The 13510-nt window shown below is 73.6% G+C and carries 10 protein-coding genes and 1 pseudogene; 8 read left to right on the top strand and 3 right to left on the bottom strand.

What is annotated here, in order from left to right:
* Positions 1 to 37: 37 nt before the first annotated feature.
* A complete protein-coding gene (locus F603_RS0107885) occupies positions 38 to 1624 on the top strand; it encodes an acyl-CoA mutase large subunit family protein (protein WP_019545468.1) in 1587 nt (528 codons plus the stop codon).
* A gap of 184 nt (positions 1625 to 1808) precedes the next feature.
* Positions 1809 to 3284 carry an amidase gene (locus tag F603_RS0107880; RefSeq protein ID WP_037955585.1) on the top strand — a complete coding sequence of 492 codons (1476 nt, stop codon included), beginning with the start codon at positions 1809 to 1811 and terminating at the stop codon, positions 3282 to 3284.
* A gap of 7 nt (positions 3285 to 3291) precedes the next feature.
* On the opposite strand, the gene F603_RS0107875 is transcribed toward F603_RS0107880, so the two are convergent.
* Positions 3292 to 4005 carry a FadR/GntR family transcriptional regulator gene (locus F603_RS0107875; protein WP_019545466.1) on the bottom strand — a complete coding sequence of 238 codons (714 nt, stop codon included), beginning with the start codon at positions 4003 to 4005 and terminating at the stop codon, positions 3292 to 3294.
* A 285-nt stretch (positions 4006 to 4290) separates the two neighbouring features.
* Between F603_RS0107875 and F603_RS0107870 the strand changes: the two genes are divergently transcribed.
* Both F603_RS0107870 and F603_RS0107865 read left to right on the top strand, forming a co-directional pair.
* On the top strand, positions 4291 to 4872 hold the full coding sequence (locus tag F603_RS0107870; RefSeq protein ID WP_019545465.1) for a gluconokinase: 582 nt from the start codon (positions 4291 to 4293) through the stop codon (positions 4870 to 4872).
* A gap of 69 nt (positions 4873 to 4941) precedes the next feature.
* Positions 4942 to 6342, top strand: coding sequence for a GntT/GntP/DsdX family permease (locus tag F603_RS0107865; RefSeq protein ID WP_019545464.1), 1401 nt, complete (start codon positions 4942 to 4944; stop codon positions 6340 to 6342).
* Between the two features lie 57 nt (positions 6343 to 6399).
* Here the strand turns inward: F603_RS0107865 and F603_RS0107860 are convergent, their stop codons facing one another.
* Both F603_RS0107860 and F603_RS0107855 read right to left on the bottom strand, forming a co-directional pair.
* The gene (locus F603_RS0107860; RefSeq protein ID WP_019545463.1) at positions 6400 to 7743 is read right to left on the bottom strand and encodes a polysialyltransferase family glycosyltransferase; all 1344 of its coding nucleotides are present in this window, start codon (positions 7741 to 7743) and stop codon (positions 6400 to 6402) included.
* Entirely contained in the window at positions 7743 to 8780 is a 1038-nt protein-coding gene (locus tag F603_RS0107855; protein ID WP_019545462.1) for a glycosyltransferase family 2 protein, read from the bottom strand. The genes F603_RS0107860 and F603_RS0107855 overlap by 1 nt, the downstream gene beginning before the upstream one ends.
* 235 nt (positions 8781 to 9015) lie before the next feature.
* On the opposite strand from F603_RS0107855, the gene F603_RS0107850 reads away from it, so the two are divergent.
* From F603_RS0107850 to F603_RS0107835, 4 genes and pseudogenes are all read left to right on the top strand, one after another.
* A complete protein-coding gene (locus tag F603_RS0107850; protein ID WP_019545461.1) occupies positions 9016 to 10353 on the top strand; it encodes a DUF6716 putative glycosyltransferase in 1338 nt (445 codons plus the stop codon).
* A 130-nt stretch (positions 10354 to 10483) separates the two neighbouring features.
* Positions 10484 to 11215 (top strand): annotated as a pseudogene (locus tag F603_RS0107845) (acylneuraminate cytidylyltransferase family protein); the annotation flags it as partial.
* A gap of 127 nt (positions 11216 to 11342) precedes the next feature.
* A complete protein-coding gene (locus F603_RS0107840) occupies positions 11343 to 12299 on the top strand; it encodes an N-acetylneuraminate synthase family protein (RefSeq protein WP_019545459.1) in 957 nt (318 codons plus the stop codon).
* Entirely contained in the window at positions 12280 to 13395 is a 1116-nt protein-coding gene (locus F603_RS0107835; RefSeq protein WP_019545458.1) for a hypothetical protein, read from the top strand. Before F603_RS0107840 ends, F603_RS0107835 begins: the two co-directional genes overlap by 20 nt.
* Positions 13396 to 13510 lie beyond the last annotated feature (115 nt).

Here is a 13510-nt window from a genome sequence, read left to right as displayed (position 1 = left end):
GGCGCCGTCGCAGGCGCGAACGTACGGAGGCAGCACCATGTCGGCACGCCAGTCGGAGTCAGGCCAGCCCATCGAACCGGTCTACGGCCCCGGCGCGCTGGACGGATGGGACCACGCCGAGCGGCTCGGCGAGCCCGGCGCCTTTCCGTACACGCGAGGCGTCTATCCCACGATGTACACCGGCCGCCCCTGGACGATGCGGCAGTACGCGGGGTTCGGAACCGCCTCCGAATCGAACGCGCGGTACAAGCAGTTGATCGAGAACGGCACCATGGGCCTCTCGGTCGCCTTCGACCTGCCGACCCAGATGGGCCACGACTCGGACGCGCCCCTCGCCTCGGGCGAGGTCGGCAAGGTCGGCGTCGCCATCGACTCGATCGACGACATGCGTGTCCTCTTCGGCGGCATCCCGCTGGAGAAGGTCTCCACGTCGATGACGATCAACGCGCCCGCCGCGCTGCTGCTCCTCCTGTACCAACTCGTCGCCGAGGAGCAGGGCGCCGACCCGCAGAAGCTCACCGGCACCATCCAGAACGACGTGCTCAAGGAGTACATCGCGCGCGGCACCTACATCTTTCCGCCGCAGCCCTCGCTCCGCCTCATCGCGGACATCTTCAAGTACTGCCGCGCCGAGATCCCGAAGTGGAACACCATCTCGATCTCCGGCTACCACATGGCGGAGGCCGGCGCGACGCCCGCGCAGGAGATCGCCTTCACCCTCGCCGACGGCATCGAGTACGTGCGCACCGCCGTCGCCGCGGGGATGGACGTCGACGACTTCGCACCCCGGCTCTCGTTCTTCTTCGTCTCGCGGACGACGATCCTGGAGGAGGTCGCCAAGTTCCGAGCGGCTCGGCGGATCTGGGCGAAGGTGATGCGCGAGGAGTTCGGCGCCGAGAACCCCAAGTCGCTGATGCTCCGCTTCCACACCCAGACGGCCGGCGTCCAACTCACGGCACAGCAGCCCGAGGTGAACCTCGCGCGCGTGACGGTGCAGGCGCTCGGCGCCGTGCTCGGCGGGACGCAGTCGCTCCACACCAACTCCTACGACGAGGCGCTCGCCCTCCCGACCGACAAGTCGGCGCGGCTGGCGCTCCGCACCCAGCAGGTGCTCGCCTATGAGACCGACGTCACCGCGACCGTCGACCCGTTCGCCGGCAGCTACGTCGTCGAGTCCCTCACCGACCAGGTGGAGGCGAAGGCGCTGGAGTTGATGGAGCAGGTCGAGGAGCGGGGCGGGGCCGTCCACGCGATCGAGCAGGGCTACCAGAAGAACGAGATCGAACGCAGCGCGTACGCGATCGCTCAGGAGCAGGACAGCGGCGAGCGCGTCGTCGTCGGCGTCAACCGGTACCAGCTCGCGGAGGAGGACCCGTACGAGCCGCTCACCGTCGACCCGGCGATCGAGCAGCAGCAGGTCGAGCGGCTCGCGCGGCTGCGGGCCGAGCGCGACCAGGGCGCCGTCGACACCGCGCTCGCCGCGCTGCGGAAGGCGGCCGAGGGCGAGGAGGAGAACGTCCTCTACCCGATGAAGGAGGCGCTGCGCGCCCGCGCGACCGTCGGCGAGGTCTGCAACACGCTCCGGGAGGTCTGGGGGGCCTACGTCCCGACCGACGCCTTCTGAGCCGGCGCCCGCCCGCGGTGGTGCATTCGTGCGGGCGCTACGGCCGCGCGCCGCGCGGGGGTTGACTCGACGCCGCCCGTCAGCAGGATGAGTGCCGGACTACTGGCGGGTATCCGACGGTCGCCCCTCGGCGACCGGAACCCGGGGACCGCCCCCGGGGGCGCCCGCCGTGGAGGTGGGCACCGTGGCGGAGAGTACGGAACCGGTGGTGCGCGCCCCGGGTCTCGCCGAGCAGGCGCGCGCCCTCGCCGCGGGCGAGGTCACCTCGCGCGAGCTCACCCGGCGCGCTCTCGACCGGATCGCCGCGACGCAGCCGGTCGTCAACGCCTTCCGCCTGGTGCGCGAGGAAGCCGCGCTCGCCGAGGCGGACGCGGCCGACGCCGCGCTCGCGCGGGGCCTCGCGGGCCCCGAACGCCCGCTGCTCGGCGTGCCGTTGGCAGTGAAGGACGACACCGACGTGGCGGGCGAGCCCACCGCCTTCGGCTGCGACGGGACCTTCCCGCCGAAGGCGTGCGACAGCGAGTCCGTGCGCCGTCTGCGCGCCGCGGGCGCCGTGATCGTCGGCAAGACCAACAGCCCCGAACTCGGACAGTGGCCTTTCACCGAGGGCCCCGTCTTCGGCGACACCCGCAACCCCTGGAACCCGGACCACACACCAGGCGGCTCCTCGGGAGGCTCGGCGGCGGCGGTCGCGGCGGGGCTCGTGGCCGCGGCGCTCGGCTCCGACGGGGCGGGCTCCGTGCGCATCCCCGCGGCGTGGACGCACCTCGTCGGGATCAAGCCGCAGCGCGGGCGCATCTCCACCTGGCCGGAGGCGGAGGCGTTCAACGGAATCACGGTCAACGGGCCGCTCGCGCGCACCGTCGGGGACGCCGCGCTCCTCCTCGCCGCCGCCAGCGGCAACGCACCCGGCGACCTCCACAGGCCCGCACCCGTCGACGTGCTCCCGGCCGCCGACCGTCCGCCGGAGCGCCTCCGCATCGCCCTCTCCACGGGCATGCCCTTCACCGCGACGCCGAAGGCCCTCGACCCGCTCGTCGAGTCGGCGGTGCGCGCCCTCGCCGAGCGGCTGGCGCTGCTCGGGCATCGGGTGGAGGAGGCGGAGCCGCGGTACGGTCCGATCGGCCTCACGTTCGTACCGCGGGCGACCGCGGGCGTGCGCACCTGGTCCGAACGCGCCCCCGAGCGCCGTCTGTTGGACCCGCGCACGCTCGGCGCCGTCCGCACCGGGCGGCTGCTCGGCGGCCCGCTGCTGCGTGCGGCGCGGGCAGCGGAGGCCCCGCTGCGGCGCCGCGTCGGCCGCATCTTCCACCGGTACGACGTCGTCCTCGCACCGACCACGGCGACGCCGCCTCCCCGCGTGGGCGCCTTCACCGGGCTCAGCGGCTGGCAGACCGACCGCACGATGATCGCCCACTGCCCCTACGCCTGGCCGTGGAACGTCCTCGGCTGGCCGGCCGTCAACGTCCCCGCGGGGTTCGCACCCGCCCCCGTGGACGAGGGGCGCGGGCCCGGACTCCCGCTCGGCGCCCAGCTTTTGGGGCCCGAGGGGAGCGAGCCGCTCCTCGTCTCGCTCGCCGCCGAGCTGGAAGCGGACCAGCGCTGGTACGAGCGGTGGCCCGACGAAGCGCCGCTGCACCGGCCCGCGGGACGCCCGTAGCGTCCTGTCAGGGCGCCAGGACGTCGAGTTCCGCCATCGCGTCGACCGTGATGTTGCGCATCACCGACTCGGCGCGCTCGCCGTCCCCTTCGCGCACCGCCTCGGCCACCTGCACGTGCATGGTGACGGCCTCCTGCCGCGGATCGCTGAACATGACGTCGTGGCGGGTACGTCCGGCCAGGACGGCGGCGACGACGTCGCCGAGGCGCGCGAACATCTCGTTACCCGAGGAGTTGAGGACGACGCGGTGGAAGGCGACGTCGTGCTCCAGGTACTCGCCGAGCCGGTGGCCGCGGGAGGTGGCGACCATGCCGAGGGCGTGCTCCGTGAGGTCAGCGCACTGCTGCGGCGTCGCGCTCCCGGCGGCGAGCCTCGCCGCCGCCGGCTCGACGGCCGACCGCAGGACGGTGAGCGAGCGTAGCTGGCGCGGGCGGTCGGCACCGGCGAGGCGCCAGGTGATCACCTGCGGGTCGTAGACGTTCCACTCCGCCGTGGGCAGCACGGTGAGGCCGACCCGTCGGCGCGACTCCACGAGGTGCATCGACTCCAGGACGCGGACCGCCTCGCGGACCACGGTGCGGGAGACCTCGTACCGTTCGGCGACCTCGTCGGTGCGGAGGACGGTGCCCGGCGGGTACTCGCCCGCGGTGATCGCGGGACCGAGCGCGTCGAGGAGGCGGGCGTGCAGCCCCTGCCCGCTGCTGTCCGCCTGCTCCGCCATCGGCCTGCGCTCTCCTGTCCGCTCTCCGCCCGGAAGTGCCCAGCTTACGCAGGGTGCTGCGGCCCCTCACCGGGGAGGCGGGGAGCGTGGCAACCGTCACGCGCTTTAAGTATGACTTTTTATGGTCCACCTCTTGAATACGTGTGATCAGTCGGGTTGAGTGGCCGAGGCCGAAGCGGCGGCCGTGCTGCCGCGCGACGCCGGGAGCCCGTCCGTACGCAGCGGACTCCGGTCGGTCCGCACAATGAGGGCGCACGCCCGAGAGCCGTATCCAGTGAGGTAGCGATGAACGCCGCGAGCGCCGCCCCTGTGGTGGTCGTCATGGGAGTGGCGGGCACGGGGAAGACGACGGTGGGCGAGCTGCTCGCCGCCGAGCTCCGCGTCCCCTACGCGGAGGCCGACGACTTCCACCCCCCGGCCAACATCGCCAAGATGTCCTCCGGCGTCTCCCTCGACGACGACGACCGGGCCCCCTGGCTCGACGCCATCGGCGAGTGGGCGCACGGCAGGGACCGGCTCGGCGGCGTCGTGAGCTGCTCCGCGCTCAAGCGGGCCTACCGCGACCGGCTGCGCGCCGCGGCACCCGGCCTCTTCTTCCTCCACCTCGTCGGCGACCGCGAGTTGATCGCCGAGCGGATGCAGGGCCGGCAGGGCCACTTCATGCCGCCCGCACTCCTCGACTCGCAGTTCGCGACGCTCGAGCCGCTCGGCTCCGACGAGTCGGGCGCCGCCGTCTCCGTCGACCAGTCCCCCGAGGCGGTGGCGCGCGAGGCGCTCGCCGCGCTCGGCAGAGCGTCGGAGGGGCACGACCCCGATCCCCGTGCCTCCGGCGAAGAGGCCCGCAGCGGCGGCGCGTCCGCCGGGTGAGCCTCCCCGCGCGCCGCCCACGCGGCGCGCAACAACCCCCTTCGACCCCCTGTTCGTAAAGGAACTCCCGTGCGTCATCTCAGCGTCGAGATGCTGGCAGCAGGCGATTCGGCCGAGAAGATAACCTCGGCGGGCGACCTTCAGCTCGGCATCGCCGTTCTGGTCGGCATCGCCGCCATCGTGCTGCTGATCACCAAGTGGAGGCTGCACGCCTTCCTCGCGCTCACCATCGGCTCCCTCGTCCTCGGTTCGGTGGCCGCTGCCTCCCCCGACAAGACGATCGAGAGCTTCACCGCAGGACTCGGCGAGACCGTCTCGGGCGTCGGCGTACTCATCGCACTCGGCGCCATCCTCGGGAAACTCCTCGCGGACTCGGGCGGCGCCGACCAGATCGTCGACACGATCATCGCCCGCACCGGGAAGCGGGCGATGCCCTGGGCGATGGTCCTCATCGCCGGGATCGTCGGCCTCCCGCTCTTCTTCGAGGTCGGGATCGTCCTGCTCATCCCCGTCGTGCTGCTCGTCGCCAAGCGCGGTCAGTACTCGCTGATGCGGATCGGCATCCCCGCACTCGCCGGCCTCTCCGTCATGCACGGTCTCGTACCGCCGCACCCCGGGCCGCTCGCCGCGATCGACTCCCTCGACGCCGACCTCGGCGTCACGCTCGCGCTCGGCGTCCTCATCGCGATCCCGGTGGCGGTCATCGCGGGGCCGCTCTTCGCCCGGTTCGCCGACCGCTGGGTCGACGTCACGCCGCCCGAGGGCCTCGTCCCGCAGCGTCCCTCCGAAGAGTTGAAGAGCCGCCCCCGATTCGCCGCGACGCTGGCGACGGTGCTGCTGCCGGTCGTGCTGATGCTCGCCAAGGCGCTCACCGACGTCATCGTCGACAACCCCGACGCCGGCGTGCAGCGCGTGATGGACGTCGTCGGCTCGCCGATGATCGCGCTCCTCGCGGCCGCCGTGGTCGGGATGTTCACGCTCGGGCGGGCCGCCGGGTTCGGTACCCAGCGGGTCGCCACCACCGTTGAGAAGTCGCTGGTGCCGATCGCCGGCATCCTGCTCATCGTCGGCGCGGGCGGCGGCTTCAAGCAGACGCTCGTCGACATCGGCGTCGGCGACATGATCCTGCGCTTCTCCGAGGACTGGAGCATCTCGGCGCTCCTCCTCGGCTGGCTGATCGCCGTCGGCATCCGCCTCGCGACCGGCTCCGCCACCGTTGCGACGATCTCGGCCGCCGGCCTCGTCGCGCCGCTCGCCGCCGACATGTCGAGCACGCACACCGCGCTGCTCGTCCTCGCCGTCGGCGCCGGCTCGCTCTTCTTCAGCCACGTCAACGACGCCGGATTCTGGCTGGTGAAGGAGTACTTCGGGATGGACGTCGGGCAGACGGTGAAGACCTGGTCGGTGATGGAGACGCTGATCTCGGTCGTCTCGCTCGTCTTCGTGCTGCTGCTCTCGCTGGTGTTGTAGCCGGACGACGGGCCCCGATGGCGCGCGCTCCCCGAGGCGGGGGCGCGCGCCGTCGTATTACCCCGTGACCGCCTGCCGCAGCGAGCGCGGAGCGCGGCGCGCGAGCCGGCGGACCCTGGGGTCGCGCACCATCCGGGTCAGCGCCGGCGGTAGTGCGCCCGGGAGGCCGAGGACGGCGAGGCGGCGGCGGTCGAAGTAGCGGAGGAGGGCCGGATCGGAGCGCCGGGCCGACAGCAACCGCTCGGTTTCTTCCCGCAGTTCGGGGTGGAGCCGTGGTCGCATCGCGAACCCCACGGCGCGGACCAGCGCGGTGACCCCTCCGGTGGCCGCGAGGTCCGCGGTCGGTGTCGCGTCCGGGGCGCCCAACTCGGGCAGGAGCGCGTCCGCGAGGGTGACGGGGACGCGGTTGCTGTTCTCGTACGGTGTGAGCCGCCGCAGCAGCATCCCGGTTCCGGTGCGTGCGACGGGGATGCCGTAGCAGGCGGCGGCGGTGAAGAGGCCGGTGGAGAAGCACCCGGCGACGAGGGCGGGGCGGGTGCGGGCGCAGAGCGTCTCGGCGAGGACGGGCGAGTCGACCACCGTGAGGTCGACGCCGAGCGCGTCGGCCGCGTCGCGCAGCGCGTCGGTGTAGCGGAGGGGAGCCACCGGATGCGGCTTGAAGACGACCGTGCGGTGTCCGAGTGCGGCGGCGCCGCGGACCATCGACAGGTGGAGCTGCTCCTCCTCGTCGCGGCTGAGGATGCCGAGCGCCGCGAGGTACTGCCCGAGCAGGAGCGCACCTCCGTGCGGTGCCGCCTCCACCTCGGCGGGCGCGGCCCGCGCGAGGCGGTCGAGCACCGTGCGGAAGGCGTCGAGCGGCACCGTCCGGGCCGGCACGCCGAACTCCCCCAGCAGCAGGGGACGCAGGCCCGGTACGAGGTCGAGGTGGAGGAGGCGCTCGATACGGGAGCCGACGAGCGGGTCGAGCCGGTTGCGCGTCGGCCCGTAGCTCATCAGCCCGTCGGCGTAGACGGTGACGGGGGAGTCGGTGAAGATCCGGCAGAGCGCGAGCGCCGGATCGACCTGGATCGACTCCACGACGAGCTCCACCTCGTCCTCGCCGAGCCCCCACAGCCGCCGCAAGTGCCGCTCCCACAGCGGCACCTCGTCGGCGCGGGGCGACCAACCGCCGGGGTGGAGCGGCCTGATGGCGTCGTTCCACGAAGCGACGGAGTCGAACGCGCCTTGCAGCACCACGAATCCGGGCGCCGAGTCGAGCGCCGGCGTGGTCTCGGGCACGGCGGCGTTGTTGCTGACGAGGAGGAGGCGCCGTCCCGCGGGCCCGAGGAGGCCCGATTCCTCGGCGGCGACGAGGGTGGCGGCGCCGTAGAGCGTGGAGGCGAGGAGGATTCTGGTACGCATCAGACGGAGGCTCCGTTCGCTGCCCGGCGGCCGGGGCCCGCGTCGGGGGAGGGGCGCGGTACGCCGGCCGGCGCCGCCGCGCGCGAGGGGCGGCGCAGCAACCGGCGCAGCCGGGCCGCGCGTGGGGCGTCCATCGCGCGGAGCGCCTCGTCGCGGACGGCAGGCGGGAGGGTGCGCAGCGCCGCCGCGCTGCGTGCGCGCAGCAGGCGGGCCACGCGCGGCTCGAACCGGCCGCTGGTGAGGTGGTGCGCGATGATCGCGCAGTAGGTGCGGACGGCTTTGGGGAGGAGCGCCGCGGCGTCGCGGTCCTCGGCGGTCTCGGTGACGACCTGGTCGAAGGCGCGGAGGAAGTCGAGTTGGCGCACGTCGCCGATCTGGGTGAGGGAGGAGGCGACGCCGCGCCGGTAGAAGACCCCGAGGAGGCCGACGGCTGCGAAGGACTCGGCCTCCCGGTGGAGCCGCCAGATCCACGGCCGGTCCTCCGCGGTGCGCAGGCCCTCGGTGAAGTGGAGGAGCCCGCGGTCGAGGAGGCGGCGGTGGTAGATGCCGGCCCAGGCGTACGCGTAGTCGACGGAGGTGGTGCGGTCGGCGGGGAGGATCGCGGCCCGCGGGTCCTCGACGACCTCTCGGCGTCCGTGCGGCACGCGCGCGATCGTGCGGGACCTGCCGGTGCACTGCACGTGATCGGTGCGGAGGAAGTCGCAGCGCAGCCTCTCCGCCGCGGAGACGAGCCGCGCGTAGTAGCCGGGCGCGAGCCAGTCGTCCCCGTCGAGGAAGGTGACGAACTCGCCCTCGGCGCACGCGAGTCCGGAGTTGCGCGCGGAGGCGAGGCCGCCGTTCTCCCCCCGCGGGACGAGTACGGCGCCCTGGATTTCCCGTTCCGCCTTTTCCAGGAGAGCGCGCGTGCCGTCGGTCGAGCAGTCGTCGACGAGGAGGAATTCGACGTCCTCGCCGGCGTTCTCGTGCAGGCTTGCGAGAGTGTCGGGTGCGTAGTCGCGCACGTTGTAGAACGGCACGATGACGGAGAGCTTGACCACGGGGAGAAAGGTTAGGCGCGCATCGGCGCGGGGGTGTGTCCTGGTGTGGTCGCCGTGGTGAACGGCGCATGGCGGGCAGGTGAACCGCCTCGCGGTGCGCCGCTGTTCACCGGCTGTTGCCTTTCCGTTCGACCTCCTGGGATTTCCGCTCCCTAACGTCTTCCGCGTGCTCACAGGTACTTTTGCAGAAGCCGCCGGTGAAAACTCGACGCATTCCGCACCGCGCCGCGTCGCAGTGCTCGCGGATTCCGATACGCGCTGGAAATGGGGTGCGCTCACCGCGCGCAGGCTCGCGCCGGGGGCGCACCTCGACGGCCTGCTGCTGCGCGGCAGGGCGACGCCGACGCCGCGTCAGCTCGCCGAAGTCGACGCCGAAGCCGACTCGTTGCGCGAGGTGACGACGGCCGAGTTCGTCCGCGCCGCCGCCGAGCGGGACCCCGGGTACGACGCGATCGTGCTCGCCTGCGTGGGCGGCGCGGTGCAGTCGATGCTCCACGGTGCGGCGGCAGCGCAGCGCGCCGTCGCACCGGGGGCGGGGCTGCTGCGGCGTCCCGTGACGGTCACCGGGTACGTCGGCGTCGTCTACGAGAAGCTCGCCGACGGGCTGCTGCTCCGCCACGGCGCCGACGTCGTCCTCGCCAACTCGCCCGCCGACGCCGCCCGTTTCCGCGAGGTGTACCGCGGGGCAGGGGCCGACCCGGACGGCGTGACGGAGTGCGCGCTCCCCTTCCTCGACGGGGCGCACGAGCCGGGTGGACCCGGACGTGCCGAGGCGGGGCACCCGTTCACGGTCGTCTTCGCGACCCAGCCGTCCGTCCCCGCGGGCCGTGCGGACCGGCGCTACCTGCTACGGCGCGCAGCGGAGCACGCGCGGGCGCACCCCGACCGCGAAGTGCTCGTCAAGTTGCGGAGCAAGCCCGGCGAGCAGACCACGCACATCGAGGAGCAGCCCTACCAGCGGCTGGGCCGGTCGCTCCCCGGCGGCCTGCCGCCCAACTGCCGCCTCGTCCACGGGCACATGGGAGAGGTGCTGGAGCGGACCGACCTGCTCGTCACCGTGAGTTCGACGGCCGCGCTGGAGTCGCTCCACCGCGGTGTGCCGACGGCGGTCCTCACCGACCTCGGCGTCCGCGAGGCGCTCGGCAACCACTACTTCCTCGGCTCGGGGTGCCTCGCCTCCTGGGACGAGCTCGACGCGGGTGCGCTCCCCGAGGCCGACGGCGAGTGGTGCGCCCGCGAGGGGGTACTCCCGCCCGGAGGCGGCAGCGCGGGGGAGTGGTACGCGCACGCCTTCGACGCGGCGCGCGCCCGGGTCGCGCGCCTCGTCGCGCAGTCGGCCGATGTCGGACTGCCGCCGCTCGCCCCGTACTACACGCCGCGCACCGCACCCGCGCACCTCGCCGCCGTCCTCGCGCGCTACGGCCTCGACCCGCAGGGCGAACCCCTGCGGGGCGCCGGCTCGCCCGCGCGTCCGAGCGCGCTGCGCCGCGCGCTCCGTACTACGGCACGGGGCGCGTACCGGCACGGGGTGCAGCGGGTGGCGCCCGTCGTGCGCCGGCTGGGGGAGCTGTGAGCCGGCCGCGGTGCCGCCGGCACCGACTCCCGTGCGGCGCGGGCCGGTCCGGGCGCTCCGTGCCGTCCGCCACCGGCGCGTCCCCGCGCTGCCGCTGCCTTTGCCCCGTCCTCTTCGCCAGGGAGCCCGCATGACCCACCGCGACCGGCCCGAGGTCCTCGCCGTCGTCCCCGCACGGGGCGGCTCGAAGGGCGTGCCGGGCAAGAACCTCGCCGAGGTCGGCGGCGCACCGCTCGTGGTGCGCGCGGTGCGCGCCTGCCTGGCTGCGCCGCAGCCGACCGCCGTCGCCGTCTCCACCGACGACGCCGGGATCGCCTCCGCCGTCCTGCCCGAGGGCGCCGAAGTGGTCGAGCGTCCAGCGCACTTGGCGGTGGACACCGCCGGAAGCGAGGCCGCCGTCCTCCACGCGCTCGACGTCCACGAGGCGCGCACGGGCCGCACCGTCGACGTGGTGCTGCTGGTGCAGTGCACGAGCCCGTTCCTCACGCCGGGTGACATCGCAGGCGTCGCCGGGGCGGTGCTCGGCGGCGCGGACAGCGCGCTGAGCGTCGCGCCGTTCCACGGCTTCGTCTGGCGCGACGAGCCGCGCGGCGCCCGCGGCGTCAACCACGACAGCAGGTACAGGCCGCGCCGGCAGGACCGTCCCGAAGACCTGCTGGAGACGGGCGCCGCCTACGCGATGCGCGCCGACGGCTTCCGCGCCGCGCGGCACCGCTTCTTCGGCCGCACCGTCCCCGTGCGCACCGAGGCGGCACGCGTACTGGAGGTCGACGAACCCCACGACCTGGCGCACGCCCGTCTCCTCGCCCCGCTCCTCGACGCCCCGGCGCACGCCGGGCCCGAGCCCGCACCCGCGCACGCGGGAGCGGCCCAACCGCCGCCGCAGGCAGCCGTATCGGCGCCCGACGCGGCGACCTGAGCAGACCCGCACGACCCGCGCCGCGAGCCGCGGCGCACGGAAGCACCGAAAGCGAAGGGAAACCCCGAAGATGAGCACCACCCCGACCACCACCCGCCAGCGGACGCTCGGCAGCCGCCTCGCAGGCCCCGGCCGACCCGTCTACGTCACCGCAGAGATCGGCATCAACCACAACGGCGACCTCGACAACGCCCTCCGCCTGATCGACGCCGCGGCCGAGGCGGGCTGCGACGCCGTCAAGTTCCAGAAGCGCACCCCCGAGGTCTGCACCCCGCGCGACCAGTGGGACGTCGAACGCGACACCCCCTGGGGCAGGATGACGTACCTGGCGTACCGCCACCGCGTCGAGTTCGGCGAGGAGGAGTACCGCGCCGTCGACGAGCACTGCGCCGAACGCGGCATCGACTGGTTCGCCTCGCCGTGGGACGTCGAGTCCGTCGCCTTCCTGGAGAAGTTCGACGTGCCCGCGCACAAGGTCGCCTCGGCCTCCCTCACCGACGACGAACTCCTGCGCGCCATGCGGGAGACCGGCCGCACGGTGATCCTCTCCACCGGCATGTCGACGCCCCGGCAGATCCGGCACGCCGTCGAGGTGCTCGGCAGCGAGAACATCGTGCTCTGCCACGCCACTTCGACGTACCCGGCCCCCGCGGGCGAACTCAACCTGCGCATGATCCACACGCTTCAGACCGAGTTCCCCAACGTCCCGATCGGCTACAGCGGCCACGAGACCGGCCTCCAGACCACCCTCGCCGCCGTCGCGCTCGGCGCCGTCTTCGTCGAGCGGCACGTCACCCTGGACCGCGCGATGTGGGGTTCCGACCAGGCAGCCTCCGTCGAGCCCGGCGGGCTGCGCCGCATGGTCAGGGACATCCGCACCATCGAGGAATCGCTCGGGGACGGCGTGAAGCGCGTCTACGAGAGCGAGTTGAAGCCGATGCAGAAGCTCCGCCGGGTGCCTGGCGTCGTCGCGGAGCAGGGCGAGGCGCCCGGGGAGGGGGTGGACCGTGTCCCGGCGGCCGTCTAGCGGTACCGGCGCGACGACGGGCGCCGCCGGCGGCAGCGCGGGCGCCCCGCGTGCCGAGGGGCGCACTCTCGCCTTCGCTGAAAGCCCCGCGCAACTCCTCAACCTCCTGGAGTGGGCGCACCTCACACGTCCGCAGGACCTCACCCTCGTCGTGCTGCCGCCCGGCGACCCGATGACGCGGGGCCAGTTGCGCCGCATGGTGGAGCTGGCGAGGGACGAGGGCCACCCGGTGCGCTGGCAGGAAGCGCGCGGAGGGGCGCTCGCACCGCTCAGAGCCGCGGGGACGCTCGCCGCCGAACTCCGGCGCGCCGCACGCCTGGTGATCGGCGACCCCTTCTCGCGCTACCTCCAGGTCCTGCTCAACCTCGCAGGCGCCGCACACGCGGTGGTGGTCGACGACGGGACCGCGACGATGGAGTTCGCGTCCCAACTGGCCCAGGGGGAACGGCTCACGCGCTGGCACCGCACCGGTCGGGGCGGCGCCAGCGCGCTGCTCTTCGCTCCGGTCTCGCACGGCGCGCGCCGACGGCTCACGCCGGGCCCCGCGCGCGAGGTAGAGGTCTTCAGCGCCATGCCGATAGAGCCGCCCCCTGGCGTGCGGCTGCGCACCAACTCCTTCGCATGGACCCGCGAACGGTTCGGTCCTCCGCTCCTCACCAAGGGCGCCGACCTCGTCGGCACCTCGCTGGTGGAGACCGGCGTCGTGGATCAGGAGCGCTACGTCGAAGCGGTGGCCCGCCTCGCCGGGGAGTACGGCGCCACGCGCTACTTCGCGCACCGCAGGGAGGCCAGCGGCAAGCTCCAACGCGTCGCCTCCGCGGCCGGGTTGCAGATCGTCCGTCCCGACCTGCCGCTGGAACTCGCCGCGCGGCGGGGCCCCGTGGGGCGGACGATCCTCAGCTTCCCCTCCACGGTCGTGCACACGCTCCCGCTCGCCCTCTCCGGAACGCCCGTGACGGTCGCGGTGCGCGACGTCGATCCCGCGTGGTTGACGCCGGCCGCCGCACCGGGCGCCAAGGGGTTCCTTGCGCGGGTGGCGGAGTCGGCCACCGGTGTCCGTTCTCTCGGGCCCGAGCCGGGCGCAGCGAGCGCATAACAATACCCAGCCCCAAACGGGAACAACCGCCGCGCAGGCTACTTTTTCTTCCCCTGTGGGGCTGAAGTTTGGTGGATCACCGGCCAGTTGCCCCCGTGATGCGCCTAGTCTTCGC

Origin of the sequence: Streptomyces sulphureus DSM 40104, from assembly GCF_000381025.1 — a bacterium.
GTDB classification, from domain to species: Bacteria; Actinomycetota; Actinomycetes; order Streptomycetales; family Streptomycetaceae; genus Streptomyces; species Streptomyces sulphureus.
This window is presented reverse-complemented; position numbering and strand designations above follow the sequence as displayed.